Consider the following 22,515-nt stretch of genomic DNA (forward strand, 5'->3'; position numbering starts at 1 on the left):
TCAAAAGATCATTTCTTTTGAAAGATGTAAATTTGATAATGTGCAGTAAGTTCAAAACTATTTTGTTGCTCTAAGGCCTGACGGCGCTCAGGTTTTGCTTTGTATGCATACGGCGTCATAGCGATTAGATTTTTTAAATCCTCTTGCTGAAGGCACATTTTCGCCTGCACAATTTCTTGATCAATTAAATTGAAGTTGCCCGCCAATTGTTCCGCAAATTTATTTGGCTCATGTGCTTTTACTTCTTCAAATAACGCTTCACGCATTGCATATAAATGCTCAGGTGCAGGTGTGACCACCAAAAGATAAGCTTCTGGCTTCAGCACGCGTAAAATTTCTTCTTGCGGAATTGGGCTAAATAAACTCGTACACAAATCAATGCTCTGATCAAGTACAGGTAATGTTGCCCCTGTCCCTACTACCCAAGTCACATTTTTATTAAGTTTTGCCGCCACTTGAACTGCATTTTTAGCAATATCCACACCGACGCATTGTAATACTTCTTGTTGCATCGCGTCCGTGTAATAACCTTCGCCACAGCCAATGTCCAATAGATTCTCAATTCGTAAATCACGAATTTTTTGCACCACAGCTTGTTGGAGGGGTGCATAATGCCCTGCACTTAAAAAAGCACGACGTGCTTGCACAGACTCAGGTGTATCCCCTGGGTTTTTACTATGCTTATGCTGTACCACATGTAAATTCACATAACCCTGTTTGGCTACATCATAACTATGGTTGTTTTCACAGCGCCATGTTCTTTCCTCAAGCGCCAAGTTCGTTTTACAAACTGGGCACATCAGCAGATTCATCATTTTCTCCAAGGCCATTTAGGCATAAAAAAAGCCGGGCAATTGACCGGCTTTTCATTTCAATTTTGCTTAACGCAATTTTAAGGTCATTAGGCCCAAAACTACCAGCATAATTGTGATAATCCAGAAACGGATCACGACTTGCGTTTCACGCCAGCCTTTCTTTTCATAATGGTGATGCAGTGGCGCCATGAGGAATACACGCTTATTACGCATACGCAGTGAACCAATTTGTAAGAAAACAGAAATTGCTTCTACCACAAATACACCACCCATAATGGCAAACACGATTTCTTGACGAACCATGACCGCAATCGTGCCCAGCATCGCCCCTAAAGATAACGCACCCACATCACCCATAAAGATTTGTGCTGGATGTGCGTTATACCAAAGGAATGCCAAACCTGCGCCAATCATAGCTGCACAGATGACTACTAGCTCTGAGGCATATTTGACATAAGGCACATGTAAATATGTCGCAAAACGAATATCCCCTGCTAAATATGCAAATACACCTAAACCAGCAGCCACCAATACGATTGGCATAATAGCCAAACCATCCAGACCATCAGTTAAGTTCACTGCATTTGAAGCCCCGTTAATCACCAAATATGTAAAGGCAATAAAACCTAAACCTAATGGAATCGCAGAGAGTGGCAGGCTTAATTCTTTAAAGAACGGAATGAGTACATCCAGCATATCGGCTGTATGTTCTGGATTAGGTTGTTGTGTTGCAATCACATACAACGCAATACCTGCGCCCAATGAAGCCACAGAGGTCCAAAAGAATTTTTTCTTTGCAGGTAAACCCGCATTGTCTTTATATCGGATTTTAATCCAATCGTCTGCCCAGCCCACGGCACCAAAAATCACCATAACAGCCAGTACAATCCACACATAAGGATTAGATAAGTCTGCCCATAGCAAAGTAGACACCCCAATCGAAAGCAGGATTAAAATCCCGCCCATCGTCGGTGTACCCATTTTTTTGGCATGGTTTTCAGGTGCAAATGAACTGACCGCTTGACCATATTTCAAAGCTTGGAGTTTACGAATCATGACTGGACCTAAGGTCAAGCCAATTAATAATGCCGTTAATACACTCAGTAAAGAACGAAGTGTTAAATAACGGACCACTTGGAATGAGCTATGATAGCCAGCCAAATGTTCAAATAACCATAACAGCATTTAGAGCTTCTCCATCAATTCAGCCATCAACGTTTCCATGTGGGTAAAACGAGAACCTTTAAACAGGAAACTCATGGACTGAGGTTGATGTGTTTCAACGAGACTAATCAAAAGAGGCAAGGCTTGCTGCTGATTCAGAAAAGCCTGCATTTTTTTACCATATTGTGTACTACGAGCACCTTCTTGCATAGCTGGTGCAAACTCACCGACTGCTATTACAAAGTTAATGCCTTTTAGCGAAACTAAATCACGACCCAGCATGTAGTGTTGCTGTGCCGCAGATGTGCCCAGTTCACCAATATCACCGACCACCATTACGCGTACACCTTCTTGCTGTGCAAGCACTTCGGCTGCCGCGCGCATTGAAGTTGGGTTGGCGTTGTAAGTGTCATCAATAAACAAATGCGCTTTATGCTGAATAAAGTTTAAACGACCTTTAGCACCTTGTGCTTGTTCTAAGCCAGTGACAATGTCATCTAAACCCACACCAATGGCTAAAGCGAATGCTGTGGCAGCCACGGCATTTTGCACATTGTGCTCACCTGCAAAAGGTAAGTTGACAAGGCGCTCTGCAGAATTTGTGTGTAACTTAAAGGTTGCAGACTGTGCATGTAACTGAATATCTGTTGCATAAACGTCGCCACCTTCACCAAAGCTGATCTGTTGCTCGGTCTGCACAGCACTGCGAATTTGATCGGTAAAATCATCTGCTGCTGGTACAATCGATGTGCCAGCTTTTGCAATGTGTGTATAAATTTCAGATTTCGCTAAGCAAATACCTTCACGACCACCAAACTCACCTAAGTGTGCTGTACCAATATTTAGGATACCTGCAACCTGTGGCTGCACTAGATTCGAAGTATAGTCGATTTCACCTTTGTGACTTGCACCCAACTCCATCACCGCATATTGATGCTCTGAACGAAGCTCAAGTAACATCATCGGCACACCCAAATCATTATTTAAGTTACCACGGGTAATTAAGGTTGGTGCAAGGCGAGATAAAATACTGCCTAACATTTCTTTGGTGGTGGTTTTACCACTACTGCCTGTCAGTGCAATCACTTTCAGCGCTGGGTGTTTCGCACGGCGATAAGCCCCTAAATGACCCAAAGCCAATCGTGTATCGGTCACCACTAACTGACAAATGTCTGCATCTATAGGTTGGCTGACAATCGCCAACTGACAACCTTGACTTACAACTTGAGCCACAAAATCATGTGCATCAAAGCGTTCCCCTTTTAATGCCAAAAAGGCATCGCCCAGTTCCGCATGACGCGAGTCGGTTAATATGCGTTTAATTTCCGTGTCTGGCACACGGTCATTTAACCAATAGCCTTGAGTAGCCTCAGCTAACTCAGATGCTGTCCATGGCTCTAAAGGCACCGTACTTGTAGTAGATGTATGCATGATGATTTCCTATTGAGCTGGATAGCTTGAATCTATGCCCTGCAATGCATTAATCGCAGACTGCACTTCAACGACATCGTCAAACCAATGACGTACACCATCAATTTCTTGATAGTTTTCATGACCTTTACCTGCTATTACAACAATATCTCCATCTTGAGCTTGTTGGACTGCAAATTTAATCGCTTCACGACGATCATGAATTTCATGCACGATATGACCTGCAAACTGAATGCCTGCTTTCATATCTGCAAAAATTTGTTCTGGGTTTTCTGTGCGTGGATTATCTGAGGTAATTAATGCCACATCCGCATAATCTAATGCAGCTTGAGTCATTAATGGACGTTTACCTCTGTCACGATCTCCCCCACAACCAAAAACGGCCCATAAGTGTTTAGAAACATGGCGTTTAAGCGTTTCTAAGACCTGAATTAAAGCATCTGGCGTATGGGCATAATCAACAACAAATAAACGTTCGCCATCACGGATCACCTGCATACGACCTGGGGCACCTTTTAATTCAGGTGTGACTGCAATTAAATCTGCCAAGGCAAAACCCGCTTGCTCAGCTGCAATTAAACTTGCCACAATATTTTCAATATTGAAGTGACCCAACAACGGGCTATGTACTTCAAATACAGCCTCAGCAGTCATTAATTTAAAGTGTGCACCATTCAAACTATATTGAATATCACGCACTTCATAATCGGCTTTTTGCGTGGTTGAATAGCTTAGAATTTTAGGCTGTGCTGGATTTTGACGTGCTGCATTGAGCATAACAGACGCATGTTCATCATCAATATTGATGATAGCCACTTTAAGTGACTCAAATGCAAATAAGCGTGACTTGGCTTCGGCATAAGCCTCTAAAGTTTTGTGATAATCCAAATGATCACGACTTAAATTACTATAGGCTGCAATCTCAATGTCACAACCATTTAGACGCCCTTGCTCCAAACCATGCGAACTGGCTTCAATAGAAGCAAATTCTGCACCTTGCTGTGCATAATCATGTAAAGCATTTTGTAGATGCAAAGCATCTAAGGTGGTATGCGACGATGCTTCTAAATTTGGCAAAATACCATTGCCTGTGGTTCCCATCACGGCGCACTTTTTGCCTTGTAGCATCAACAACTCAGCAATTAAACGTGAAATTGTGGTTTTACCGTTCGTACCTGTTACAGCAATCACACGTGCAGGATTGACAGGCAGAGTCGCTTGTAAATATTGCTTCTGCCACTGCCCCATCAACTGGCGTACATTTGGAATGGTAACGGCATTGGCTAAGTTCAAATCCATTTCAGAAATCACAGCCAAAGCACCGCGATCTAGCGCACTTTGAGCAAACTGTATGGTCTTTTCAGGTTGCGAATATGAAGTTAGGGCAATAAAAATTTGCCCTTTGGCTATATATCTGCTGTCTAGATTAAACCCTTGAAAAGGTTGTGTCATCCAGTCAGCAGTAGACGTTAGGCTGTATATCTCATTAAAACAAATCGTCATGAATTGCCTCTTACTGGATTTTAGGAGTATCTAAAGGTTTATCTAAAGGAACGTTCATTAAACGCAATGATTCTTGCATCACACGTGCAAATACAGGTGCTGCAACTAAACCACCGTAGTATGCGCCTTTCGGGTTTTCAACCACCACAATCATGGCTAAACGTGGATCACTCACAGGTGCAACCCCTGCAAAGAGTGCACGATAATCTGTTTGCGAATAACCTTTACGGTCTGGACGTAGTTTATGCGCCGTACCTGTTTTACCAGCGACACGATAACCAGGAATATTTGCTTGCCGCGCGGTCCCGCCAGGTAAGGTTACCGCTTCCATCATCAGTAGCACTTGATCAGCAATTTTTGCATCAATCATTTGCTCACCTTTTGGTGCTTCGTCTAATTTATATAAACTTAACGGCATCTTTTTGCCTTTATTGGCAATCATGGCGTATGCATCTGCCACTTGAAGCACGGTCGCATTCAAACCATAACCATAAGACATAGTTGCCACTTCAGATACATTCCACTTGCTCGGCGGTAAAATTAAACCACTGCTTTCGCCTGGGAACTTAACTGCAGAACGCTGACCAAACCCTAAACGCTTATAAAAAGTCGGTAAGGTTGCGTATGGCAACGATAAAGTGATTTTTGCGACACCCACGTTGGATGATTTTTGAATAATACCGCCTAAGGTTAATGCCCCATAGTTATGGGTATCACGGATAGTATGGTTGCCTACACGCATCGAGCCTGGCGAAGTATTCACAACAGTATTAGCAGTATATTTACCACTTTCTAATGCCATAGCCACGGTTAATGGCTTCATGGTCGAACCTGGTTCAAATGAGTCAATCGCACCGCGGTTACGCATGGCATCTTTATTCAACACACCATTTTTATCATTCGGGTTATACGACGGCCAACTGGTCATGGCCAAGATTTCACCCGTTTTAACATCTACTGCAATTGCGGTTGCTGAACGTGCATTGTTTGCTACGCCAGCGGCAGTTAATTCACGGTACATAATATATTGCAGGCGTGAATCAATACTTAGAGTAATGTTTTCACCCGGTTCAACTTCTTTAATGACTTCTGGATCTTTAACACGATTGCCCTTTTTATCGCGGACAATTTGTTGTTCACCATCCTTACCAGAAAGACGCTGATTCAATTGCATTTCCAAGCCTTCAATCCCAATACTTTCACTATTGGTCAAGCCAATAATTTGTGAGTTCGGCTGTGGCTGTGGATAATAGCGCTTATAGTTTTTTTCGGTATAAACCGCTTGAAACTCACGCTTCATAATCATGTCAGCTTGCTGCGGTGGTACTTCTTTTTTTAGTACCAAATAGCGCGAACGCGGACGCTCATTAAGCTTTTTACGTAGTTCAGCACGATCCATACCAACAGCATCTGCAAGTTCATCCAAATTTAAATTCTTATCTGGAAGTTGACGCTTTAATTTACGGTTATGTGGATCTTGTGCCAGCTGTGCCGTGGTTTCATCAAATAGTTTTTTGGTATCAAAATAATCACGCGGGTCCATCACCACCTTCATGACAGGTGTACTAATGGCCAAAGGTACACCATGGCGGTCATAAATCACGCCACGCATCGCACGAATTTTTTCTGTTCTTAAAATATTGGCATTGGCTTTATTTTGCAAAAAGTCTTTATTGATAATTTGCACATAAAAAGCGCGTCCCACCAATGCAAAAAAGCACAGAAGAACCACAATCCACATTAAATAAAAACGCCACATATCGACACTAATAGCGGTTTTACCTGTTACAGACTGCTGTTTTTTTCGTGCTGCTTGCTTATTTCTCTTTTCAACCATTTGACAGCTAGCCTTATTTTTTCTCTTCTGAAGTTTGCGGCAAAGAAATCACCACCGTTTGTGCAACAGGTGGTGAATACATCCTAAGTTGTGTGACTGCACGTGTTCCAATCTGTGCAGTTGCTCCAAAAGTTTGTTGTTCAATCAACAAACGCCCCCATTCTGCGTTGAGGTCATCACGTTCACGCATATAGGTGTTCAATTGACGATAATCTTGACGGTATTCAAAGACTTGAAAAACCACAAAAATTGCACTAACGAAAACCAAAATCAACATGACAGCGTATGTGATCGTTTTTTTTAGCTTTAATTTTTTTGTGTTTTGTTCTATTGCTTCGGTTTTCATTCTTTGCCTTTTAAGCTAAACGTTCTGCTGCACGTAACCAAGCACTGCGTGAACGCGGATTGGCTTTTACTTCTTCATCGCTGGCACGAACACGGGATACTTTTTTCAATCGACGCGTATCTTCACGTTGTTGTGGCATTCCCCAACTTGTATCTTCAGCCAAAGTCGATTCTTTTTGAATAAATTGTTTAATTAAACGGTCTTCCAATGAATGGAAGCTAATGACTGCTAAACGCGCTTCTGGCTTTAACACGTCTACAGCTTGTGGTAAGAAAGCTTCAATATCATCTAATTCTTTATTAATGGCAATACGAATGGCCTGAAAAGTCCGCGTTGCCGCATGTTTATTTTTTTCCCATTTTGGGTGAGCAACTTTTACAATTTCGGCAAGCTCTGCAGTTGTCGCAATATAACCCGCGGCTTTAATGGCTTTAGCAATACGGCGACTATAACGTTCTTCACCATATTTAAAAATAATATTGGCCAACTCTTCTTCTTCAATATCCACCAGCCACTCTGCTGCTGTTAGACCTTGAGAGTTATCCATACGCATATCAAGTGGGCCATTTCGCATAAAGCTAAAACCACGTTCTGCTTCATCCAACTGCGGTGATGACACACCTAAGTCAGCCATAACACCATCGACAAGCCCAATGCCTCGTGCTTCTAATTCTTGTTGTAAATCAGCAAAACTAGCATGAATAATTTTAAAACGTGGATCTTCTTGTTCTAATTCTGCGGCTACTGCCAACGCTTGAGGGTCTTTATCAAAACCAAAAACACGTGCATTTTCATCCAATTTAGATAGCAATAATCGCGTATGTCCCCCACGACCAAATGTCCCATCGACATAGATTCCTGTAGTACGCCCAGCGAGCAAGGCATCAACAGTTTCGTGAAGTAATACAGAAATATGCGACATACAGAATCAATCATGACAGTAAAAAAGTAACTGCACATTATTACCTTGTTTTAGTAAAGCTCCAAACGACTTTTTGTACAGAAATATTACTTTCTATAGAGAAAACCGTTTTAGACATTTATAAACTGAACGGTTGCATACTTTTCATCTCATTTTTGCGCTAGATCACCCTATATATTCACGCTAAAACAACAATAATTCAGACAGCTACAGTCATTCAAATACATTAAATACAAATCCTTTTGAAGCAGTAGCATACATAGCAATGGCAGAAAAAAAGCTCCTGCGAACAGAAGCTTTAAAATAAATTCAACTGAGATTAATTCCTCAGAATTAATCCATAGATCAATTAACGCTTCGCGTTATAAATTTGATCAAAAACCGCACCATTCACAAAGTGTGTTTGCTGTGCTTTTGCCCAACCACCAAAAACTTCATCAATAGTAAATGTTTTTAATGGCGGGAATTGTGCTTTATATTTTGCTAAAACAGCTGCATTACGTGGACGATAGAAATGTTTAGCCGCCATTTCTTGACCTAATGGCGAATATAAATAGTTGATATAGCCTTTTGCTAACCATTCGTTGCCATTTTTAGCGACAGTTTTATCAACGATTGCAACTGAAGGCTCAGTCAAAATAGACATTGAAGGATACACAATATCAAATTTACCTTTGCCCAAGGTTTTTTGTGTCACAAGGGCTTCATTTTCCCAAGTTAACAATACATCACCAATCCCACGCTCAGCGAAGGTCGTCATTGAAGCACGCGCTGCTGAGTCCATCACTTTCACATTGTGATACATTTTGCCGACGAATTCTTTCGCCTTAGCATCATTACCACCAGGTTGCTTCAATGCATAACCCCAAGCCGATAAATACACCCAACGTGGTAAACCACCTGTTTTAGGATTTGGCGTAATAATTTCTACGCCCGGCTTAGTTAAGTCGCTCCAGTCTTTAATATGCTTTGGATTGCCTTTACGTACCATAAATACAATAGTAGAGGTATACGGTGCAGAGTTATACGGGAATTCTTTTTGCCAACCCGGTTGTATTTGACCTGACTTTACAATTTCATCGATATCATTGGCCAAAGCTAAAGTGACTACATCACCTTTTAAACCATCAACCACTGAACGCGCTTGCTTGCCCGAACCACCATGCGATTGTTTAAAATCAACAGAATAACCTGTGCGTTTTTTCCAATATGCACCAAATGACTTGTTAAATTCGTCATAAAATTCGCGTGTTGCGTCATAAGATACATTTAAAAATTGGCGATCCGCCGCCTGAGTGGTGGCTGCAGTAAGTGTCAAACCTAGCGACAACAATGCGCCACTCAACAATGCTTTGAATTGAAGTTTCATATCAGCATAAATCAAATATCTAAATTAATGCTAACTATATGAAATAAAGTCATTAATCGCAATTCACAAAATTTCAATAAACTTCTATAAAGTATGTAAATTTGTTCTTTTATCATCTTGTTTTAATTATATAAAATGCAATTAAACACTTTACTTTTTCCATATATATACTGTTTTTTGCTTTGTATATAAAAAAAATGGATAACAACTGTCATCCATTTTTTCATTTCTAATATCTTATGAATATTTTATTTTTTATCACTATAAATTTGATCAAAGATCGCACCATTCACAAAGTGAGTTTGTTGTGCCTTTGCCCATCCACCAAAAACCTGATCAATGGTAAATGTTTTTTGCTTTGGAAATTGAGCTGCATATTTTGCTGCAGCTTTGCTATCTCGTGGTCGGAAATAATATTTAGCCGCCAGCTCCTGTCCTTTGGGTGAATATAAATAGTTTAAGTAGCCTTTTGCTAAATTTCGGTTCCCATCTTTATCAACCACTTTATCTACAATTGCTACAGAAGGTTCAGCCAAAATTGAAATCGATGGGTAAACAATATCAAATTTATCCTTACCTAAGCCTTGAGTCGCTAGCAATGCTTCATTTTCCCAAGACAGCAACACATCACCAATGCCACGTTCTGCAAAAGTGGTGAGTGAACCCCGTGCACCCGAGTCTAACACTTTGACATTTTGATACAGCTTTTTCACCAATTCTTTGGCTTTCGCATCATTGCCACCCGGTTGCTTCAGTGCATACCCCCAAGCTGACAAATAAATCCAACGTGGCGCACCGCCAGTTTTTGGGTTTGGTGTAATAATCTCAACACCTGGCTTGGTTAAATCATTCCAGTCTTTAATATTTTTGGGATTGCCTTTACGCACTAAAAACACGATGGTTGAGGTATAGGGTGCAGAATTATTTGGAAATTCTTTTTGCCAGCCTTTTTTAATTAATCCCGCATTCACAATTTCATCAATATCATTGGCTAAGGCCAAAGTCACCACATCTGCTTGTAAACCTGTCGCGACAGCACGGGCTTGCTTACCTGAACCACCATGTGATTGCTTAAAATTCACTTCTTGCCCTGTTCGCTGCTTCCAAAATGCACCAAACTCCTGATTGTATTCTTGATAAAACTCACGTGTCGGATCATAAGATACGTTTAAAAAATCTTTATTCGCATATACATGGGTTATAGCACCACTTAAAAGTGCCAATACAGTTGAAGCTATTATTTTTTTCATTACAAAGTCTCATTTCATTCTTGAAATGCACTATATAAATCTGAATACTGTTGTACAATATCTAGGCTAGATGATTAATTTGTTTATAATTCTGTTTTTTAGATATGCAAAAAAATGCTGAGGATCGGTGTTTTTTTGCTAAATAAAGACTTCAAAAAGATATTCTCCATGCTATCTTCATAGTTATTTGATACAAAGTAACAATTAAGGAGAAATCTGGTTTATTCAGGTAATCTAGATTGGTGTTTGATTATTTTTTTGTAAAAAATGTGACGTAGTTCTACTTTTTATTCAATTAACGTGGTTAAATCGTAGTATTAGTATTAAAAAACACCAATAAAAATTCCATTCATCAAGTTAGGGGAAGATTGGACATGAAATTAAATCAATTTGCGATTCTGTGTATCGCACTTAGTTTTTCAACACTACAGTTGACTCATAGCGCAGCAATTAACAAAACTGCCAACACCAAAGTAACGTTACCTAGTGATAAAACATCACTGATTGAAAAAGCCTTAACACAACAAAAAAATGAGTCTTCTAAAGCGCAATCATCAGATGATAGTTTAAAGGTGCTGACATCGATTAAAACCGCACCTGCTCAAAACTTTTTTGCTTCACAAAACCAAAGTTTTAGCCGTTTTGTGCAAGCACTGTTCTCTACAAATCCATCTTAAGCCTTTAAAGCACATATTCTAAGCCCATGCATTCCCCTGCTTGGGCAAGAAGCCTGATCACTGAATGATAAATTAAGCATTAAGTGATCAGGCTTTTTCGTTATAATAGATCCTAATTTACATTCTGATTAATAATTGATTATGACTGTTCGTACTCGTATTGCACCCTCTCCTACAGGCTTTCCTCATGTAGGTACAGCCTATATCGCCTTGTTTAACCTGTGTTTTGCAAAGCAACACGGTGGCGAATTTATTCTTCGTATTGAAGATACAGACCAACTTCGCTCTACACCTGAATCTGAAAAAATGATTTTAGATTCATTGCGTTGGTTAGGCCTCAATTGGTCTGAAGGTCCAGATGTAGGTGGTCCACATGCGCCATACCGCCAATCAGAGCGTATGGGCATTTATAAGCAATATGCACTTGAATTAGTTGAAAAAGGCCATGCGTTTTATTGCTTTGCAACAAGCGAAGAACTTGATCAAATGCGTGCAGAACAGCAAGCACGTGGCGAGTCTCCACGTTACGATGGTCGTGGTTTAAAACATACTGCTGAAGAAGTACAACGTCGTCTTGCAGCTGGCGAACCGCATGTTATTCGCATGAAAGTACCTGAAGAAGGTATTTGTCAATTTAACGACTTACTGCGTGGCGAAGTTGAAATTCCATGGGCGCAAGTCGATATGCAAATTCTTCTGAAGACTGACGGCTTACCAACTTACCATTTGGCTAACGTAGTAGATGACCATTTAATGGAAATCACCCATGTGATTCGTGGTGAAGAATGGATTCCATCTGCGCCTAAGCATCAGTTACTTTATAAATATTTTGGTTGGAATATGCCTGTGCTTTGCCACATGCCACTTTTGCGTAACCCAGATAAATCAAAACTGTCTAAACGTAAAAACCCAACTTCAATTAACTACTACAAAGATATTGGTGTTTTACCAGAAGCATTGTTGAATTACCTTGGCCGTATGGGTTGGTCTATGCCAGACGAAAGTGAAAAATTCACTTTGGCAGAAATGATCGAACACTTCGACATTCAACGTGTATCTCTGGGTGGCCCAATCTTTGATGTTGAAAAACTCAATTGGTTAAATGGTCAATGGATTAAAGCCTTAAGTCCTGCTGAATTGTTAGATACCTTATTGGCTTGGAAAGCTGATCGCGCCAAACTAGAAGAAATTGCAGCTGCAATTCAACCGCGTATTAACTTGCTTTCAGAAGCAGTAAATTGGTCGGCGCACTACTTCAACCACTTCCCTACTCTAAGCCAAGAGCAGTTTGTAAGTAAAAAGCTCTCTGAAGAACAAGTTCGTCAAAGCTTACAGTTTGCAATTTGGCGCTTAGAAAGCCTCTTTATCTGGAATAACGACACTGTTAGCCAAACGCTAATGGACTTAGCGACACAAATGGAGGTGAAATTACGTGATTTCATGCCAGCTTTCTTTATTGCAATCGCAGGATCAACAGCATCTACACCAGTGATGCAAACGATGGTCACTATTGGTCCGGATTTAACCTTCGCTCGCTTACGTCATGCACTTGAAATTGTTGGCGGTCCGAGTAAAAAAGAGCTAAAAGTTTGGGAAAAACTCAATGAAAGCTTAAAATTGCCGAAAAATGACGCAGTTGATGAAGCTTAATTGATTTTTTAGTTGACGCATGGGCGTTATATCCATAATATAGCGCCCATACAGAGACACAGTGTTAAACACTGATTCTGTTGCCTCACTTGTCCCTATCGTCTAGAGGCCTAGGACATCGCCCTTTCACGGCGGTAACCGGGGTTCGAATCCCCGTAGGGACGCCATATTCAAGATCATTCTTGTAATGGTCTTAATAAAAAACCCAAGCATTATGACTTGGGTTTTTTATTGCCTAAATTTTCTTGCAATGATTTTCGCAGTGTTTTTGCTTTCTGCGCCATTACGATTAAAATAGCGTATAGATTAGAATTATGGAGTTGCAATGCAATACCGCTGCCCTCAATGTCAAAGCCCAAAAATCATGCCCGTGGCGCAAGCTGGTGCACCCGCCGCTCGTCCTGTAGTACCTAAAAGTTTAGTGTTTTTAGTTCCAGCAATTTTCGTATTGTTACTTTTGGTCATCATTAGCATTTCAATGTGGCTATTTGGCAATGGTGCTGGTAGCACCATACAAACAGCAACTGTAGTGGTATTTATTATCTGCGTGATTGCAGGCTTTTTATTTTACCGCGACCTGCCTGATTTCAAGATTTCAATGCAAGCATTTATGCAGTCACAAAAGAAATGGAAATGTCGTGACTGCAACCACGAGTGGGAACTTTAGTTTATACATCTGTTCACATCAGCATTAATGCTGATGTGAATGTTCTTCCAATTTATGATGATGCCCTGCTTCTGCAATACATGCTTGTTCTTCAATTTGTAGCACCATTTCAGTAATGCCATGTTCATGGCTTAACATTTCCATCGCTTCTTGATACAAATCTGTACGATCAATGTTTGGTGCATAAAGATGAACCGTCAAATGGATATTTTTGGAACTAATCGCCCAAACTTTTAATTGATGAATACTTTCCACACCATTCAAATTTAATAAATCTTGACGAAGTTTTTCAATATCAATTTCTTCGGGTACACCTTCTAATAATATATTCAGACTCTGTTTTAAAAGCACCCATGTGCGTGGTAGCACCCAAAATCCAATCAATACTGCAATAACGGTATCGACCCACATCCAACCTGTGAAATAAATGAGCACCGCGCCTAAAATAACCCCTACTGAACCTAAAGCATCACTTAAAACTTCAAGGTATGCTCCTTTCACATTCAAACTCTCTTGAGAACTTGAAAATAAGATCCGCATCGAAATTAAATTAATCACAAGTCCAATGCTCGCTACAATCAGCATACCGGTACTTTGGATCTCTGGTGGGGTCGAAAACCGCTGGTAAGCCTCATATAAAATATAAATAGCAACGGCAAATAACATAAGCGCATTAAATAAGGCTGCTAATATTTCAAAGCGTTGATAACCAAAGGTCCGTTTATTATCTGCAGGTAATTTGCCAATTTTAATGGCCACCAATGCAATCGCTAAAGCAGCAGCATCGGTAAACATATGGGCAGCATCTGACAGTAAAGCCAGACTTTGTGTGATAAAACCAGCCACAACTTCAACCACCAAGAAGCTACTGGTCAGCAATAATGCAAAAGTTAATTTTTTCGAGTTTTCATCTGTAACAACAGCATGACTATGATCGTGCCCGTGATCTTGACTCATATACATCTCAAGGCTGATTAATTATTCATCAGCTTAGCAATTGCTGATGTAGTTATAAAATTACAAGTTCGAAAATGTTGCAGTAATCATACAATTGCTCACATATAAAAATTCACATCAAAATTTAAATTTAATTTACAAAAGAAGAACATAGCGTATTTTAAAAAATTAAATTTTTTTAAAAATTTTATGAAAGAAAAAAATCTACATAAAATTGATTTTTTGTGATGTTAGCTACTACTTTCCTAGTAAATATATAAATAATTGAACGTTCCAGTCACTTACTATTAATGCTTAATCATGTTAATTTTCAATTTTACATTCTGCCAGATTAAACAAAAAGCAACAGGATGTATGGCTTCTCACAGTATAAATTAAATCTAGTTAGCCAGAAAACGTAACGTTTATAAGGAGTTCGGTATGATCAAACACATGATAAAAATGATCAGTTCTGCTTTGTTACACTCGTCAGATCAGGAAATGCAATTTACGCAGCCCATGATCTTAGATGCCTATAACGATTATGCTCAGGGAGAGTATTTCGAGCATATCGCTGATCAGCACCATCAAGACTTTTTGCAACACCAGTCTAATAGCCAATCAGACCCTTCTCAAGTCGAATACAGAAATGCCATGTGGAATTTCTTAAGCGCAGCACTTAGAGGACATAAAGAAGCTCAATACCGCTTAGGCACAGGCTATCTCAATGGCGAACTAGGTCTACCAAAAAACTTTAGCCTCGCTGAATTTTGGCTCAAGAAATCTGCAGACCAAGGCTACTCTCCAGCAAATACGGCCTTGCAAAAAAGTTACGAAGAAATTGTATTTTCCTAATCCACTTTAGTGAAAAGAAAAAACCAGCCCTTAGGCTGGTTTTTTAAATCTGAACTAAAACTTAGTTACCAATTTTACGGTATTTTTGACGCTTAGTGACTAAATCATCACCATCACGTTTTTGGCGATATGCTTCAAACTCTGCATAGTTACCAGTGAAGAATTCAGGTGTTTCACCTTCAAATGATAAGATGTGCGTTGCAATACGGTCTAAGAACCAACGGTCATGCGAGATCACCATTACAGTACCTGGGAATACAAGAATCGCATCCTCAAGTGCACGTAAAGTTTCGATGTCCAAGTCGTTTGACGGTTCATCGAGTAAGATAACGTTTGCACCCATTTGCAGGATTTTCGCAAGTTGTAAACGGTTACGCTCACCACCTGACAATTGACCTACACGTTTTTGCTGATCTTGACCTTTAAAGTTAAAGCGACCGATATACGCACGAGACGCAATTTCGTATTCACCAATACGTAAGATGTCTAAACCGCCAGAAACTTCTTCCCAAACAGTTTTGTTGTCATCAAGCGTGTCACGGATCTGCCCCACGTAAGCCACTTTAACTGACTCACCTAGTACTACAGAACCTGTATCTGGTTGTTGTTCGCCAGTCATCATACGGAATAATGTGGTTTTACCTGCACCATTCTCACCCACAATACCTACAATGGCACATGGTGGAACAACGAAAGATAAATCTTTATAAAGCGTACGATCACCAAACGATTTGCTGATACCTTCAACTTCTACAACCTTATTACCTAGACGCGGACCAGGTGGAATGTAGATTTCTGAAGTTTCGTTACGTTGTTGGAATTCACGAGAGTTAAGCTCTTCAAAGCGTTCCATACGTGCTTTGTTTTTCTTTTGCTGACCTTTCGCATTTGAACGAACCCATTCAAGTTCTTTTTTCAATGCTTTAGCAAAAGATTCTTCTTGCTTGTTCTCTTGTTCTAGACGGGCATTTTTCTGCTCTAACCAAGAAGAGTAGTTACCTTGGTATGGAATACCCATGCCACGGTCAAGCTCAAGAATCCATTCAGCAACGTTATCCAAGAAATAACGGTCATGGGTAATCGCAACGATTGTACCCGTGAAGTCTTTCAAGAAACGTTCTAACCAAGATACAGATGAAGCATCTAAATGGTTCGTCGGTTCGTCTAGAAGTAACATGTCTGGTTTAGACAAGAGCAAACGACAAAGTGCTACACGGCGACGTTCACCACCAGAGAGTTTAGATACATCTGCATCCCAAGCTGGAAGGTTAAGCGCAGCTGCTGCTTGATCCATTTGGTTCACAATATTATGTGCATCCCATGAATGGATAATCGCTTCAAGCTTCTCTTGCTCTTTTGCAAGTGCATCAAAGTCTGCATCTTCAGCCGCATATTCAGCAAAAACTTCATCCAAACGTGCTAAAGCATCTAATGGTTCACGTAAACCATCTTCAACGTTACCGCGTACATCTTTGCTTTCATCTAGTGGTGGCTCTTGCTCTAGGTAACCAATTTTGATACCTGGTTGAGCACGCGCTTCACCTGAGAAATCTTTGTCTACGCCCGCCATAATACGAAGCAAGGTAGACTTACCTGCACCGTTTAGACCAAGTACACCAATTTTAGCACCTGGAAAGAATGATAAAGAGATGTCTTTTAGGATTTCGCGCTTTGGCGGAACCATTTTCGACACACGGTTCATCGTGTAAATATATTGGGCCACGTAGGACTCCTCAATAAAAAACCAAAATTGGGGCTCAATTACACCCCGAGCTCAAAAAGAGCGAAAAAATAATCGAAGTATTATACGATAAAAGCGCCAAAAACATAAGAAATGCATCACAAGTTGCATCGTTTGTTACAACTAAAGAGATGTTTATTTTTTAAACGCCCTAATGCACACTCTTTTTTATGCATTTTGTGCAAAAACCAGTACACATATATGAGTAAAACAGCTATATATTTCATTATTTATGCACTTTTAATCATATCAAGCAGTGCTAGACTCAATTCATAATGAACTTAAGAAGATGACAATAGAATGACTTATAAAGACGAAACTTTGGCTATACATGCGGGATATACACCTGAAGCAACCACTAAAGCGGTGGCTGTACCTATTTATCAAACCACCTCGTATGCCTTTGACAATACACAACATGGTGCTGATTTATTTGATTTAAAAGTTCAAGGCAATATCTATACCCGTATTATGAATCCAACTACTGCGGTTTTAGAACAGCGTGTTGCAGCACTTGAAGGGGGTATTGGGGCACTGGCGTTAGCTTCGGGTATGGCAGCCATTACTTATGCAGTACAAACTATTGCAGAGGCTGGCGACAATATTGCTTCAGTTTCGACGCTTTACGGTGGTACTTACAACTTATTTGCACACACCCTACCAAAGCAAGGCATTGAGGTGCGTTTTTTTGATTATCAAAACCCTGAAGCCCTGCGCAACTTGATTGATGAAAAAACCAAACTCGTTTTTGTGGAATCGATCGGCAACCCACTAGGAAATATCATTGACCTAGAAGCAATTGCCAAAATTGCCCATGAATACGGCGTGCCTGTCATCGTTGATAACACTGTTGCAACGCCTGTTCTGCAAAAATCTTTTGAGTTTGGCGCAGACATCGTCATTCATTCATTGACCAAATATATTGGCGGTCATGGTAATTCCATTGGTGGCATTATTGTCGACAGCGGTAAATTCCCATGGGGTAAATACCCTGAACGTTTCCCTGCTTTAAATACCCCTGATCCAAGCTATCACGGTGTGAATTATGTGGAAGCACTAGGTGAAGCAGCTTATATTGCGCGTGCTCGCGTGGTGCCTCTACGTAATACTGGTGCGGCCATTAGCCCACAAAATGTGTTCCTGATTTTACAAGGTCTCGAAACTTTGAGTCTGCGGATGGAACGTCATACTGAAAATGCGCAAAAAGTAGCAGAATATTTACAGTCTCATACCAAAGTAAAATGGGTCAACTATGCTGGATTAAAAGATCATCCACAGCATGCATTGGCACAAAAATATGTGAAGGGTAAACCTTCAGCAATTTTGTCTTTTGGAGTACAAGATGGTCTCGAAGGAGGTACACGCTTCATCGATGCCTTGCAACTGTTTACTCGTCTCGTAAATATTGGTGATGCCAAAAGTTTAGCTTGCCATCCTGCAACCACCACACATCGCCAGCTTAATTCAGACGAACTCAAAGCAGCGGGTGTCAGCATCGACATGGTTCGTTTATCCGTGGGGATCGAGCATGCTGATGATTTGATTGCCGATTTAGAACAAGCACTGGCTCAGGTTTAATTTGTATTTTCTTCGCCAAGCGTATTTACAGTTCTAAAATTCAATTTGATACCTCTTATGCGCACGTATAAGAGGTTTTTTAATGCTTTTCACTTTATTCTGTGATTTTTCTCATTTCAGCCCTTGCCTTCACGCTTAAATATTGCTAAAAACAAGTTATAACAATGAATAATTTTAGAGCAATTACTCTAATAATATTTTTATATTTCAATAGTTTAAATCCTATCTTTTCTTTTTAAATAGGCTATTATTACACGCATATTTTCGCTGCCACTGTGATGAATCAAACACAGCCAGCCACGTAATAAAAAAAACGCACAGTCTCACATTTATTCAATCAGGGTATTAAACGTGAACCAAAGATTAGAAAAACGCTTTCAAGACAAAGTGAACGGTAAAATTGTTTTGATTACCGGCGCTTCAAGTGGTATTGGCCTTACAGCAGCACATCGCCTAGCAGATGCAGGTGCGCATGTTCTTTTGGTTGCCCGCACCCAAGAAACCTTAGAAGAAGTCAAAGCTGAAATAGAAGCCAAAGGCGGTAAAGCTTCCGTTTTTCCATGTGATTTAAACAATATGGATTCGATTGACGACGTATCTAAACAAATCTTAGCATCTGTAGATCATATCGATATTCTAATTAATAACGCAGGCCGTTCAATCCGCCGTGCTGTGCATGAGTCGACGGATCGTTTTCATGACTTTGAACGCACCATGCAATTAAACTATTTTGGCGCGATTCGCTTAGTCATGAACATTTTACCGCAAATGATGATTCGCCGTGATGGTCATATTATTAACATTAGCTCAATTGGCGTGTTGGCAAATGCCACCCGTTTCTCTGCTTATGTCGCCTCTAAAGCCGCACTCGATGCATTTAGCCGTTGTTTATCTGCAGAAGTACATTCACATAAAATTGCCATCACTTCTGTGTATATGCCGTTGGTACGCACACCGATGATTGCACCAACCAAAATTTATAAATACGTCCCTACACTTTCGCCAGAACAGGCAGCAGATTTAATTGCCTATGCGATTGTAAAACGTCCGAAAAAAGTAGCCACTAATTTGGGCCGTTTGGCATCCATTACCTATTCGATTGCCCCAGACATTAACAACAAACTGATGTCGATTGGTTACAACCTTTTCCCAAGCTCAAGTGCTTCTGTGGGTCAGCCACAAAAGCTCAACTGGGTGCAAAAAGCATACGCGCGCTTATTTCCAGGTGAACACTGGTAAGCATCTAAGCAGATTTCAAAAAATACCAACGCAAATTAAAGCCCAATTTCGGTTGGGCTTTTTTATGTGTATGAATATTTTGGCTATATTCTGACAGTTTAAAAATTGCTTAAGTTTTAGTTACTCTCTTACCTCATGATGCCGTACACTATGGTTCGCGATTTTGAATCGTGACTCGATTGAGTAACTTTATTTATTTGAACAAATTTAGGTGTAATCCACATGAACAATCTGCAATGGCTCGATGAAGTAAAATTTAACGAACAAGGCTTAGTGCCTGCTATTGCTCAACATCATCAAACTGGACGAATTTTGATGGTGGCGTGGATGAACCGTGAAGCATTGGCATTAACTGCTGAAAAAAACCAAGCGGTATATTTCTCTCGCTCACGTAGCAAATTGTGGCACAAAGGCGAAGAATCTGGCCATTTTCAAACAGTGCATGAAATCCGTTTGGACTGCGATGCAGACGTTATTGTGCTTCAAATTGAGCAACATGGCGGTATTGCCTGCCATACAGGTCGTGAATCTTGCTTCTACCGTAAGCTCACAGCGCAAGGCTGGGAAATTGTTGATGCACAGCTCAAAGACCCATCTGCAATTTACGGCGAAAAATCTGTAAATCCACATACCATTGCAATGAATGCCTCAAATGCACAATCTGAGCAAGTTGAAGTGCTCGATTACTTAGGCAAAATGATGGCTGAACGTAAAGTTGCAGATCCTGATTCTTCTTATGTGGCAAAACTTTATCACAAAGGCTTAAATAAAATCTTAGAAAAAATTGGCGAAGAAAGTGTTGAAACGATTATTGCTGCCAAAGATTTTAAAGCTGAAGCCAATGAAGATAATAAAAATGATCTAATTTATGAAGTTGCAGATCTTTGGTTCCATACTATTGTGATGTTGGGTTATTTCGATCTAGATCCACAACTGGTATTAAACGAATTGGCACGCCGTCAGGGCTTATCGGGTTTGGTTGAAAAAGCCAATCGTAGCCACTAAGCACCTAGGCATAGAGCAGTGACCAACACCCAAAAGCCGAGCGCGACTTATGAGCAAGCCACCGCGATAGATAACGCACGGCTGGGGAAATCTTTTAAAGTCATTGCTTATGCCGGTACAGGTAAAACCACCACTTTACAGATGATCAGCGAAGCCATGCCACAAAGACGTGGCATGTACTTGGCCTTTAACAAAGCCATTGCAACTGAAGCACAGCAAAAGTTTCATGGCAATGTTGACTGCCGAACTTTTCACTCGCTGGCCTTTCGTAGCGTTCCACGTGGAGTCACAGATAAGCTACGCCTACCACGTTTAAGTCCAAGTTTTATTGCCAAAGAATATCGCTTAACGCCAATTACGCTACGTCGGATGATGGGCGGACGTTATGAACAATATGTGCTGATGCCTTCTCGCTTGGCCAGTTTGGTTGCCAATGCAGTTAGTTATTTCTGCTCGACCAGTTCGCAATATCCAGCACCACGGCACATTCAAGCGCCCAGCTGGTTACATGCAGATGACATCGATACGCTACAAAAACACCTTTACCCTGCGGTTGAGCGTCGATGGTTAGAATCCATTGATCCGCACCATCAGGCTGGGATTGGGCACGATATTTATTTAAAATTATGGGCACTGTCTGAACCGAATATTCCTGCGGATTATTTGCTCTTTGATGAAGCACAAGATGCAGACCCACTGATGCTGGGGATTTTGCTCAAACAGCGTAATACGCAAGTCATTTATGTCGGCGATGCACATCAGCAAATTTATGCATGGCGTGGTGCAGTCAATGCCATGCAACAACTTCCTTTGCCTGAGTCTCGTCTCACCACTTCATTTCGTTTTGGTGAAGAAATTGCACTCAATGCCAATGCCATTTTAGGGGCATTGCATGAAACCGTGCCATTACTCGGTAATCCTTTGCTCAATTCGAAAGTGGTGAACAAACCCCACACCAAGCAGCGCGATGCTATTTTGTGTCGAACCAATGCGCGGGCAATGGAGCTTTTATTGGCGGGTTTGGTCCACGGAGACAAAGTCAGCTTACAAGCAGATCATGCCAAGCTAAATCGCTTTGTCGATGCAGCAGCCATGCTGAAACAAGGTAAACGTGTCGTAGATGTGCCTGAGTTGGCATGGTTTAACTCTTGGCACGATGTGCACGAGTACTGCGAAACCAATGATGGTAGCGATATTAAACCCTTGGTGAAATTAGTCGATGATCATGGTACAGACCCATTAAAACGTGCTTTGGCCAAAATCACGCCCATTGAGCAAGCCGACTATATTATTTCGACCGCGCATAAAGCCAAAGGCTTAGAGTGGGATAGAGTACATATTGAAGATGACTATCAATTTCGACTCAATGAGAAAGACTATAAAATTAGTGATGAAGAGTTAAGATTACTTTACGTGGCTTGTACACGTGCTAAAGTAAGCTTAAACATCCATCATATTTATGATTTGGTGCAGCTATTAAAACGAGAAATGCCGAAATCACTGCGCCAAGCTGTGAGTTAAGACCTGTCG

19 protein-coding genes and 1 tRNA gene are annotated in these 22,515 nt (G+C 40.6%); 9 read left to right on the forward strand and 11 right to left on the reverse strand.

Annotated features, from left to right (window positions below; genetic code table 11):
- Positions 1-8 precede the first annotated feature (8 nt).
- From D9K81_RS09920 to D9K81_RS09960, 9 genes are all read right to left on the reverse strand, one after another.
- Positions 9-812, reverse strand: a complete 804-nt coding sequence (locus tag D9K81_RS09920; RefSeq protein ID WP_120373661.1) for a putative RNA methyltransferase — start codon at positions 810-812, stop codon at positions 9-11.
- 69 nt (positions 813-881) lie between these two features.
- Complete coding sequence (gene mraY, locus D9K81_RS09925; protein WP_120373662.1) at positions 882-2,000, reverse strand: phospho-N-acetylmuramoyl-pentapeptide-transferase; 1,119 nt, start codon at positions 1,998-2,000, stop codon at positions 882-884.
- The gene (locus D9K81_RS09930) at positions 2,001-3,410 is read right to left on the reverse strand and encodes a UDP-N-acetylmuramoyl-tripeptide--D-alanyl-D-alanine ligase (RefSeq protein WP_120373663.1); all 1,410 of its coding nucleotides are present in this window, start codon (positions 3,408-3,410) and stop codon (positions 2,001-2,003) included.
- Between the two features lie 9 nt (positions 3,411-3,419).
- Positions 3,420-4,913, reverse strand: a complete 1,494-nt coding sequence (locus D9K81_RS09935; RefSeq protein WP_120373664.1) for a UDP-N-acetylmuramoyl-L-alanyl-D-glutamate--2,6-diaminopimelate ligase — start codon at positions 4,911-4,913, stop codon at positions 3,420-3,422.
- A gap of 10 nt (positions 4,914-4,923) precedes the next feature.
- A complete protein-coding gene (gene ftsI / locus D9K81_RS09940; protein WP_120373665.1) occupies positions 4,924-6,750 on the reverse strand; it encodes a penicillin-binding protein PBP3 in 1,827 nt (608 codons plus the stop codon).
- Between the two features lie 13 nt (positions 6,751-6,763).
- Positions 6,764-7,096 carry a cell division protein FtsL gene (ftsL, locus tag D9K81_RS09945; protein ID WP_120373666.1) on the reverse strand — a complete coding sequence of 111 codons (333 nt, stop codon included), beginning with the start codon at positions 7,094-7,096 and terminating at the stop codon, positions 6,764-6,766.
- 10 nt (positions 7,097-7,106) lie between these two features.
- The gene (rsmH, locus tag D9K81_RS09950; RefSeq protein WP_120373667.1) at positions 7,107-8,018 is read right to left on the reverse strand and encodes a 16S rRNA (cytosine(1402)-N(4))-methyltransferase RsmH; all 912 of its coding nucleotides are present in this window, start codon (positions 8,016-8,018) and stop codon (positions 7,107-7,109) included.
- Between the two features lie 349 nt (positions 8,019-8,367).
- A complete protein-coding gene (locus D9K81_RS09955; protein WP_120373668.1) occupies positions 8,368-9,387 on the reverse strand; it encodes a sulfate ABC transporter substrate-binding protein in 1,020 nt (339 codons plus the stop codon).
- A gap of 248 nt (positions 9,388-9,635) precedes the next feature.
- Positions 9,636-10,637 (reverse strand): sulfate ABC transporter substrate-binding protein, encoded by a 1,002-nt coding sequence (locus tag D9K81_RS09960; protein WP_120373669.1) that lies wholly within the window; start codon positions 10,635-10,637, stop codon positions 9,636-9,638.
- A gap of 374 nt (positions 10,638-11,011) precedes the next feature.
- On the opposite strand from D9K81_RS09960, the gene D9K81_RS09965 reads away from it, so the two are divergent.
- From D9K81_RS09965 to D9K81_RS09980, 4 genes are all read left to right on the forward strand, one after another.
- Positions 11,012-11,314 (forward strand): hypothetical protein, encoded by a 303-nt coding sequence (locus tag D9K81_RS09965; RefSeq protein WP_120373670.1) that lies wholly within the window; start codon positions 11,012-11,014, stop codon positions 11,312-11,314.
- A gap of 141 nt (positions 11,315-11,455) precedes the next feature.
- Entirely contained in the window at positions 11,456-12,964 is a 1,509-nt protein-coding gene (gene gltX, locus D9K81_RS09970; RefSeq protein WP_120373671.1) for a glutamate--tRNA ligase, read from the forward strand.
- Between the two features lie 91 nt (positions 12,965-13,055).
- Positions 13,056-13,131: transfer RNA gene (locus D9K81_RS09975), tRNA-Glu, on the forward strand.
- Between the two features lie 158 nt (positions 13,132-13,289).
- Positions 13,290-13,631, forward strand: coding sequence for a zinc-ribbon domain-containing protein (locus D9K81_RS09980; RefSeq protein ID WP_120373672.1), 342 nt, complete (start codon positions 13,290-13,292; stop codon positions 13,629-13,631).
- A gap of 24 nt (positions 13,632-13,655) precedes the next feature.
- On the opposite strand, the gene D9K81_RS09985 is transcribed toward D9K81_RS09980, so the two are convergent.
- Positions 13,656-14,588, reverse strand: coding sequence for a cation diffusion facilitator family transporter (locus tag D9K81_RS09985; protein WP_120373673.1), 933 nt, complete (start codon positions 14,586-14,588; stop codon positions 13,656-13,658).
- Positions 14,589-15,008: 420 nt separating this feature from the next.
- Between D9K81_RS09985 and D9K81_RS09990 the strand changes: the two genes are divergently transcribed.
- Complete coding sequence (locus D9K81_RS09990; RefSeq protein ID WP_120373674.1) at positions 15,009-15,422, forward strand: tetratricopeptide repeat protein; 414 nt, start codon at positions 15,009-15,011, stop codon at positions 15,420-15,422.
- 61 nt (positions 15,423-15,483) lie between these two features.
- On the opposite strand, the gene ettA is transcribed toward D9K81_RS09990, so the two are convergent.
- Positions 15,484-17,145, reverse strand: a complete 1,662-nt coding sequence (gene ettA, locus D9K81_RS09995; protein ID WP_120373675.1) for an energy-dependent translational throttle protein EttA — start codon at positions 17,143-17,145, stop codon at positions 15,484-15,486.
- Positions 17,146-17,463: 318 nt separating this feature from the next.
- On the opposite strand from ettA, the gene D9K81_RS10000 reads away from it, so the two are divergent.
- The 4 genes from D9K81_RS10000 (at position 17,464) to D9K81_RS10015 (ending at position 22,506) form a co-directional block, all read left to right on the forward strand.
- Positions 17,464-18,741 (forward strand): O-acetylhomoserine aminocarboxypropyltransferase/cysteine synthase family protein, encoded by a 1,278-nt coding sequence (locus D9K81_RS10000; protein ID WP_120373676.1) that lies wholly within the window; start codon positions 17,464-17,466, stop codon positions 18,739-18,741.
- A gap of 351 nt (positions 18,742-19,092) precedes the next feature.
- Positions 19,093-19,980 (forward strand): SDR family NAD(P)-dependent oxidoreductase, encoded by an 888-nt coding sequence (locus D9K81_RS10005; RefSeq protein ID WP_120373677.1) that lies wholly within the window; start codon positions 19,093-19,095, stop codon positions 19,978-19,980.
- A 222-nt stretch (positions 19,981-20,202) separates the two neighbouring features.
- A complete protein-coding gene (gene hisIE, locus D9K81_RS10010; RefSeq protein ID WP_120373678.1) occupies positions 20,203-20,985 on the forward strand; it encodes a bifunctional phosphoribosyl-AMP cyclohydrolase/phosphoribosyl-ATP diphosphatase HisIE in 783 nt (260 codons plus the stop codon).
- A gap of 18 nt (positions 20,986-21,003) precedes the next feature.
- Complete coding sequence (locus D9K81_RS10015; RefSeq protein ID WP_120373679.1) at positions 21,004-22,506, forward strand: UvrD-helicase domain-containing protein; 1,503 nt, start codon at positions 21,004-21,006, stop codon at positions 22,504-22,506.
- Positions 22,507-22,515: the final 9 nt, after the last annotated feature.

This window comes from Acinetobacter chengduensis (assembly GCF_003664645.1).
Lineage (GTDB): Bacteria > Pseudomonadota > Gammaproteobacteria > Pseudomonadales > Moraxellaceae > Acinetobacter > Acinetobacter chengduensis.